Consider the following 7,644-nt stretch of genomic DNA (forward strand, 5'->3'; position numbering starts at 1 on the left):
GTCCGCTTCGATCAGAATCAGACGGCTGGTGCTGGTCGACAACGCCAGCCTGAACAGCGTGGTGATCAGCAATACAGAAGGAAAGGTGGAAAAGCTGAGAATGCGGTCGATATAGAACGCCCCCATGAAGACCAACACCGCCAATACGATGTTGAGGCCGATCAGGAAGTCCACCAGAAAGGTAGGCAGCGGGATGATCAACATCGCGATGATCATCACCATCAGCAGCAGAATCAGCAGTTCCGGACGCGATCTCGCGCCATTGAGAAAGGAGTTAAACACCTAGGCTTCCAAAATAATTCGATCGAACTGTCATCTGCAGGCATCCTCGGGAAGTAGCCCTCTTCGTGGACGCTCCGAAACGAGTGTCCAACAGCGGCGAGATTGAATCCTGACGTAATTCTGATTAGCGGCCGAGAAATCTCCGCCGCCGGGGCGGCGAATGCGGACGCGACAAGCGCCTTCCGACGTGACGCGACCTTCCCGCCGCAAGGCCCGGAAGCCGTTCATGATCTTCATCGATTTGAATCCGCCGCGCGGATGATGGGGAGCCGGCCCGATCCCGGCCAGACAATGCAAACAGCACGCGGAAGCGCGCGATCCGTCAGGGCGACGGGACGGTGCCGCTGGCGCGGGACGACATCAATCGCTCTCGCGCCTGCGCTCGATCCGCTCGTGCTCGTAGGCGATGTTCGCCATGTGGCGCAACTCCTCCAGCAGGGCGTCCTGCCAACGCGCGTCGACGAACAGCACCGGAGACAACGCCTTGCACGCCCGATACAACGCTTGCAGCAATAGGGAGTGTTCACTGTGTCGACTCAGCAACGCGCTTCGGCCTGCCACATCGGCCAGCAGCTCGTCCAGCTCCTGCGGCGACTGCAGCAAGGACAGCAGAAACAGCAGCCAATCGGCTTCGTTGCCATTGAACTCGCAGACTTTCTCGTTTGCGAGCAAGCCGCCCACAAACACAGCATCGCTGGAACGCAGCAATTTGAGCTGGCCAAGCCGCCCCAACAGATACCCGAACTCCAGCCGCGAACAACTGGCGTCCTGCGAGTTGATGTCCGCCAAAAGCGCGCCTTCCATGAAGTCCAGCACCGTCGCGCGGCGCTGGTAGCCGTAGCTGCCGATCCAGTCGGCGTAGACATCCACTTCCCTTGCCTCGGATTGCAGGAACTGCCGATAGCTGGCGCGCAACAAGCCGGGGCTCAACTGCAGTGCCTTGCCGAACAGCCTGGCCTTGAGCGCGCAATTGATCCCGGCCTTCAGCGATTTAGGCTCGACCTGATCCTCCACTTGCTCGAGCAGCGCTTGCAAGCGCTTGCGCACCACCTCTTCCATCTGGCGGCGTCGCAACAGCTCGCGCAGCACCAACACCAGGTCGCTGTCGTCGGGAAACAGCGCGCGCGCCTGGCGCAGCAACTCCTCCGCGCTGTTTCCATGCGCCTTGGCCACCTGGATAATCTGCTGCGCCTTCGGCTGCGCCTCCTCGTCCAGTACGCGCTCAAAGCTGTCGGCCAAGTGGCCTAGCTTCTTGTCGTAATCGCGACGATTGCGAAACTGTGTCAGCGCGGCCGCCATTTCATCGACAGACTGGACAAAGCGCTGCACCTCGGCGGCGGGATTGGTATCATCCGCCCGCTGCGCCTCCGCCTGGTGCGCATCCCCCTGCCGCACCACATCGCGCTGCGCGTCCTGCCTCGCCTGATGCTTGGCCGAGCGCAGGCCTATGGTCGGCATCGGGCGGGCGCTAATCTCCACTGCGCCCCCCGTGATCTAGGTAGCCGCGAACCCGCCGCTGCAGCGGATCATTGCCGATGCCTGCCTGCCTGGCCACATCCCCCGCCAAGTCGCTGGCATCCGGAGTCAGCGGATCGACGATCTCCCGCGGCTGTATCAGGAACACCCGCACGGTATTGCCCTGATTCTGGCTGCGATAGCGGAACAAGCCACCTACCAGAGGCAGTTTCCCCAACCAGGGGATCCTTGCGGTCCGCTCTACGCTGGAATCACGAGTATAGCCGCCGATCAACAAGCTTTTGTCCTGCGGCACGCGCGCCACTGTGCTAATGCGGGTGCGGCCGACTTCGGGCAAGGCGTCGGGACTGGAATTTTCATCGTGCGGCGCCTTGGCTTCGCGTCCATCCTCGATATTCAACGACATCTCGATCTGGCCATCGGCGGAAAAACGCGGCAACACGCTGATCAGAGTGCCGTAGGTCACGGATTCCAGGTTGACCGCGCGCTCCCCCACCAGCTTGGTATAGAACGTGCGGTTGTTATCGAATAGCGCCGGCACATTTTCCTGCGTCAGCACCACCGGACGGGATACCACTTGAGTCTTGTCCTTCTGCTCCAGCGCTTTGACGGACGCGATGAAACGGCTGCCGTCCAGCGTGCTGACGGAGCCGACCTGATTCAGCGTCACACCCAACTTGCTGCCGACCGTAGCCGAACCGCTCCAGTTGACGCCCAACTGGTCCAGATCTCCTTTATCCAGATCGATGATCCAAAGCGACAGCTCGACGTGGCGCTTCGGAACATCCAGCGCCGCGGCCAGCTTTTCGATGAAACGCACTTGCTCGGTCGTGCCTTTGACCAACAGGCTGTTGGTGTCCGGATAGGCGATGACCTTGATGTCGCCGGCCGCGCCCCCCTGTTTCAGCGCCTCCGGCAGGCTGAGCCTGCCCGGATAGGCCGGCGCCTTCGACTCTCCGTCACCGGGGAAATCCGGCATCGCCGGAATATCGTCGCGACGCGCCGGGGGACGCGGCGGCACGCCACTCGCAGCGCTCTGCAAGGGCTTTTCCTCGCCGAGCAGCAGCTTCTCGATCACAGTCGCCATGCCGGGGATAACGATCTTCTGGTCGCGCAATTCGTAGCTTCTATCACTAACGAAGGTATTGTTCAGCCGCACCACGCCTATCTTCTGCCGCCCCACCTCCACGCCATTGCTCTGCTCGTCCATGAAGGTGGCAGCATTGACCACCAGATCGACGAAAACCGGCGGGCCTGAGACGTAGAAAGTGCCGCTGCGCGCATCGCCACGCAACGGATAGCGCCGGTCATACAATCCGGAATGGCGCAGAAAATCATTGAACGCGCCCAAGGACACATTGCGCAGCGATACCACCGCGTTGCGAATCTCGCCGGCGTCGTAAATGTAGATGGCCTGCCCGTCGTGATACCAGATCAACCCCAGCTGCTGCGACAGTTTGTCCAGCAGCGCCTGCGACGCGTCCAAATCGAACTCGCCGCTGATCTGCTTGCGCGCGGCCAGCATGCTGACGATGATGGGCTTTTTCAGCTGCGCGGCCAACGCGGCGAAAAAGCTGCGCAAACTCTCATTCTTTGCGACATATCCGCTGCCGGCGGAAGCCGTTGGCCCTGTCGCCCACGCGGCAGGAAGCATTAGCAGTACCGCGCATGCCAGAAACCATGCGCGCAAGTGATATCTTTTCATTCTGTGGCCAATTGGATGATATTGGATAGGCTGCGCGGAGACATTCCAAGCAGCCCTTTTATTTCAGTTGAAAAGTGAGACGAAGAAGCGTAACCATGCTTGAGGGCGACCTGGGTCAGGCTTTCTCTCCCCTCCACCACATCCAGCATCGAACGCGCCATCCGCCAGTCACGCAGCTCGGTCTTGGCTGCACTGCCCAACGCGTGGCGGCATAAGCGGCGGAAATGGGAATACGACACGCCGTAACGCTGCCCCAGATCCTGCAAGGTATTGCTGCCCGTTGACTGCGCCAGCAGAAACCGCACCAGCCAGTAGCTCTCGCTATGGCGCAACAGGGCGAGGAATGGCGAAAACGAAGCCGGCTCCTCCAGCATCTGCAGTAGAAACCAGTATTCGCAGCGTTTGCGTTCCTGCCAGACCAACGGCTCATCATGGGACAGCAAAGACCAGGCAGTGAACTCCGCACCCGTGGCCTCCACGCCATTCGCTTCGTCGATGAAAGCCAACAGCTTGCTGAACACTTTCAGCTTGAGCGGACGCACTCTCAGCTCTCCTGCGGCGACGCGTACCTCGACGCGATCCAGCAGCAAAATACCTTGCCAGCCGTCCGGCGCCTCCCACGACTCACTGCCCCTTTTCCATGTCAGCTCCAGACATGCCTTTTGATCCGGGCTGAGCTGCAGCAACCAGGCCTCTTGAGCAGGAACGCTGCGCCTGACGCCTGAGCACAATGCTTCCTGCGAATTCAACACTTCGTGATCCATCATCAGTCAATGCCTTACCAACCCCATGCTGGGCCACCGTAGTGTTCCTCCTCTCTTGCAGAGAATCCTGATGTAAATGTGATGGCAGCCATAGTCATGATTGAGGCGGAAATCTAGCAATCGTCAAGAGTGGTGTATGTGGGTCGGTCGGCATGATCTGGCGACCAGCGGTTGAGGAGCCGGTGTGCTTTCGATCACCGGGGTTCCGTCTTTGAAAGGGAGGCCCTTCAGGAGCGGCTCGATCTTGTCGACGCCGCGAATTTTCCACCACGACTGCTCGGCCGCTTCGATCGGCTCGAATGCCATGCCGAGGAAGGTCGCGCGCGACAGGCAGTTGCGCGTGCGGGATACGCGATGACGGGCCGTCACGGGCGCTGTCGCAATAAGGAAGTGAAGGCGAGCGAAAACGGCGATCGCAGAATGTGATGAGAAGGAGAGGCGGCAGAATTGGTCGGCAACGGACATGGCTTGGCCTTTGGGGCAGGCAAGATGCCACTTCTTGATCATGTCCATAGTTTCGACTCCGGCGATGATCCTGGTCGCCGACCAGAACGATTTGAAGCCCGGCATCGGCCTGACGCGCCGCTTGACGGCTCGATGGTCCTGCTCGACGAGGTTGTTCAAGTACTTCGACTGGCGTAGTTCGATGCTCGCTCCACTGTCCTCGATCGGGGCGTGGATGCCGGCAGTGTTGGCACCGCTCTTGTCGATCGTGATCTTCCCACGCACGTCGTGCAGGTCAATGGCGCGCTCGAAGAAGCGCCGGGCGGCGGCCATATCGAACCCACTGCACGCTTGCACTGCCGAAACACCTTGGCCAGCAGCGGCAGGATCTTCCGTGCACAGCGATGGACCTTGGCGTGGTCGACGAGCACGCCGTGCTCAGCCATCACCTCTTCCAGGTTGCGCAGGCTCAGCGGGTACGCCGCGTCAACGCACACACGTCCGGATCACCTCCAGCGGGTAATGCAACCGCTGGACACCGTGCGAAGCATCGTTGAGATGAGTTGGTTCCGGATCGGTGTCATTCGCCAATCGTCCCCGGTCAGCACTATCGCGACTTAACCGAATCTTCCGAGTTAAATTGCGAATTTTCCGATTCCTAAAATTAACGCTTAATTTAAGATTGGCGGTGTTGCATAAATCCGACGTGAGGACGAGGTGGAGCCTTTGTTCATGGTCTCAGACAATTCGGACGGACTGCGGGCTGGCGAGCTCAGTCATGCGGTTGAGCACGCCCACGCGGATCGCGACCTCGGTCGCCTGCGAGTCGATGCGCCGCACCCACAGGCAAGGGCCCGTGAGCGTCTGAACCGGTACATTGCGTTCTCGGCGAGCGAACGACGGTGATAGCCGCAGCCCTTCTTCCAATCCCGGCGCCCGAGTCGGGCGATCGTATCGACCGCTTCGTTGCGCCATGCGGCGCCAGGCACGGTCGCCTTCCAGTGAACAGCACCGTCGCGTGGCGGAATACTGGGTGCCGCGATCGCGGCATGGCGCGGCTTCGAGTCGTAAGCTCCATCGCCGCTCACGGTATCAAGCCCTTCGCCGGTCGCAATCTGCTCGAGCAATTCGGCCAAGACATCGCCGTCGGCAACGTCCCGATGTGTCATCAGCGCGGCCCGCACTTGACTGGTGTTCGCGTCGAGCGCGAGATGCACCTTGCGCCACGTGCGGCGCTTGGAATAGCCATGCTGACGGACCTTCCATTCGCCTTCGCCGTCGATCTTCACGCCCGTGCTGTCGACCACCAGATGAATCGGGTCGCCGTCGCGAACGATCGGCAGTCGTACATCACGCGTTTGTGCGCGGCGAAAGAGCGTCGTGTAGTTCGGTACCGGCAAGGTGGCGAAGGCCAGATCACGCAGGCTTTGCGCAAAGCCCTGCGGGGCGCGCAGCGGCAGACGGAACAAGGTCTTCACGCCGAGCAATGCCTGACTCAGTGCATCGCTGTACAGCCGCGGACGACCGCACGTCGGCTCGGCGTCAGGCGCGCTCGCAAGTGCGGCTTCATCGATCCACATCGCGACGTTACCTCGGTTGATCAGGCCGGCATTGTACGCCGCCCAGTTTCTGACGTGATAGCGCGCCTTCGGCTGGTGCGTCTTGCTCCTGTCCCTGTGCATCTTCTCGGCAAAAATCGAGAATCTACGCAGGAACCCGAATTGTTAACAGAGGCATCGCGCCGGTCGTTGCGCGTAAACGTCACCGCGACGCGGCCGGATTTATGCAACAACGCCACACGAATTACTCAGTGTTGCTGGTAAACGCGATTGAAGTTTGTCAACTTCGGCGAACCACATAAGCCGGAGCCAAGCATGAAGTGCGTCGTTCTATTGACTGAAGTCGAGGAGCAGACCTTGCAGCAGCTGTCGATCAATCACCCGTACCAGGACATGCGCACGCGGGCAGCTGCTCTGTTGATGCCTGCGGACGGCAAGCTGCGTCCGATGGCCATTGGCGCGAAACTCGGTGTGAGCGGTCAGTCGGTCTACAACTGGGCCCACACGTGGTGCGTACAGGGTGTGATTGGCTTGCTGGTCAAGATCGGACATAAAGGCGGACGGCCTCGCGCGTTGAGCGACGAGATGATCGCCACGGTCGTGCGCATGGCCTCGGTCGAGCCGCTGACGCGCGAGCAAATCGTTCGGCGCCTCGAGGCTGAATTCAGTCCGATGCCGTTCGGGCATCTCGATACGCTGAGCGTGGCGCTCAAGCGAGAGGGATTTACGTTCAAGCGCAACCGCCTGTCGCTCAAAAAAAGCGTAACCCGGAGGCATTCGCCATGAAACAGGCCACGCTCGACAAGCTGCAGCAGGCCGCACGCGAAGATGCCATTCGTCTGCTCTACGTCGACGAGGCGGGCTTTTGCGGATCACCGCCGGTTCAGCGTAGCTGGTCACCACGAGGCTTGCCTCACGAGATCGAACCGGACACGCACTGCCGACGTAGTGTTCTTGGTGCCCTGGACTACGGCCCGAACACGCTGATCCACGCCATCCATGCCCGCAGCATCAAAGGCCCCAACGTTGTCCGATTTATCGACGATCTGCTTGCGATGGACGATGGCCGCCCGAATGTAATCGTGCTGGATAACGCCAGCATTCATCACGGCATCGACGTAGCGACTCGGGATCGATGGCTGATCGATCACAAAGCTGTCCTGTTCTATCTGCCTGCCTACAGTCCCGAACTCAACAAGATCGAGATCGCGTGGCGGCAACTGAAATTTCGACGGCGACGCTTCGTCACCTGAACCAAGGAAACCATCGACGCTGAACTGGCCGAACTACTGGCCCGGTACGGCACCAAATCTCAAACCAATTTCTCGCGAACACTTAGAGACGGTTTCAGAAAGGCCCCGTTGGGCTGTTAACTTTCGCGGCAAGCTGTTAACCTCAGGCATCGGAACAACCG

General features: G+C 60.3%; 6 protein-coding genes and 3 pseudogenes. 2 read left to right on the forward strand and 7 right to left on the reverse strand.

What is annotated here, in order from left to right; translation table 11 throughout:
• The 7 genes and pseudogenes from KVT39_RS35865 to KVT39_RS35895 form a co-directional block, all read right to left on the reverse strand.
• Positions 1 to 222, reverse strand: a 222-nt coding sequence (locus KVT39_RS35865) for an FHIPEP family type III secretion protein (protein WP_217591361.1), incomplete at its 3' end; no start/stop codon positions are given.
• Positions 223 to 642: 420 nt separating this feature from the next.
• Positions 643 to 1,740, reverse strand: coding sequence for a YopN/LcrE/InvE/MxiC type III secretion system gatekeeper (locus tag KVT39_RS35870; RefSeq protein WP_217591357.1), 1,098 nt, complete (start codon positions 1,738 to 1,740; stop codon positions 643 to 645).
• A 10-nt stretch (positions 1,741 to 1,750) separates the two neighbouring features.
• Positions 1,751 to 3,412 carry a type III secretion system outer membrane ring subunit SctC gene (gene sctC, locus KVT39_RS35875; protein ID WP_306795623.1) on the reverse strand — a complete coding sequence of 554 codons (1,662 nt, stop codon included), beginning with the start codon at positions 3,410 to 3,412 and terminating at the stop codon, positions 1,751 to 1,753.
• Between the two features lie 47 nt (positions 3,413 to 3,459).
• Positions 3,460 to 4,230, reverse strand: coding sequence for an AraC family transcriptional regulator InvF (gene invF / locus KVT39_RS35880; RefSeq protein WP_306795624.1), 771 nt, complete (start codon positions 4,228 to 4,230; stop codon positions 3,460 to 3,462).
• Between the two features lie 120 nt (positions 4,231 to 4,350).
• Positions 4,351 to 4,593: pseudogene (locus tag KVT39_RS35885) on the reverse strand (hypothetical protein); the annotation flags it as partial.
• A 129-nt stretch (positions 4,594 to 4,722) separates the two neighbouring features.
• A pseudogene (locus KVT39_RS35890) lies at positions 4,723 to 5,262 on the reverse strand (transposase); the annotation flags it as partial.
• 147 nt (positions 5,263 to 5,409) lie between these two features.
• A pseudogene (locus KVT39_RS35895) lies at positions 5,410 to 6,353 on the reverse strand (IS5 family transposase).
• 192 nt (positions 6,354 to 6,545) lie between these two features.
• Between KVT39_RS35895 and KVT39_RS35900 the strand changes: the two are divergent.
• The gene (locus KVT39_RS35900) at positions 6,546 to 7,016 is read left to right on the forward strand and encodes a helix-turn-helix domain-containing protein (RefSeq protein WP_217591359.1); all 471 of its coding nucleotides are present in this window, start codon (positions 6,546 to 6,548) and stop codon (positions 7,014 to 7,016) included.
• Positions 7,013 to 7,483: a transposase gene (locus tag KVT39_RS35905; protein WP_217591360.1), complete on the forward strand. Its 471-nt coding sequence runs from the start codon at positions 7,013 to 7,015 to the stop codon at positions 7,481 to 7,483. The genes KVT39_RS35900 and KVT39_RS35905 overlap by 4 nt, the downstream gene beginning before the upstream one ends.
• Positions 7,484 to 7,644: the final 161 nt, after the last annotated feature.

The sequence above is a fragment of the Burkholderia sp. GbtcB21 genome (assembly GCF_019091065.1).
In the GTDB taxonomy this organism is placed as follows: domain Bacteria; phylum Pseudomonadota; class Gammaproteobacteria; order Burkholderiales; family Burkholderiaceae; genus Burkholderia; species Burkholderia pyrrocinia_C.

Bases quoted from the DNA above. Each gene is read 5' to 3' on its own strand.
- invF (WP_306795624.1), bottom strand. From the start codon at position 4,230: ATGATGGATCACGAAGTGTTGAATTCGCAGGAAGCATTGTGCTCAGGC.
- KVT39_RS35870 (WP_217591357.1), bottom strand. From the start codon at position 1,740: ATGCCGACCATAGGCCTGCGCTCGGCCAAGCATCAGGCGAGGCAGGAC.
- KVT39_RS35905 (WP_217591360.1), top strand. From the start codon at position 7,013: ATGAAACAGGCCACGCTCGACAAGCTGCAGCAGGCCGCACGCGAAGAT.
- sctC (WP_306795623.1), bottom strand. From the start codon at position 3,412: ATGCTTCCTGCCGCGTGGGCGACAGGGCCAACGGCTTCCGCCGGCAGC.
- KVT39_RS35900 (WP_217591359.1), top strand. From the start codon at position 6,546: ATGAAGTGCGTCGTTCTATTGACTGAAGTCGAGGAGCAGACCTTGCAG.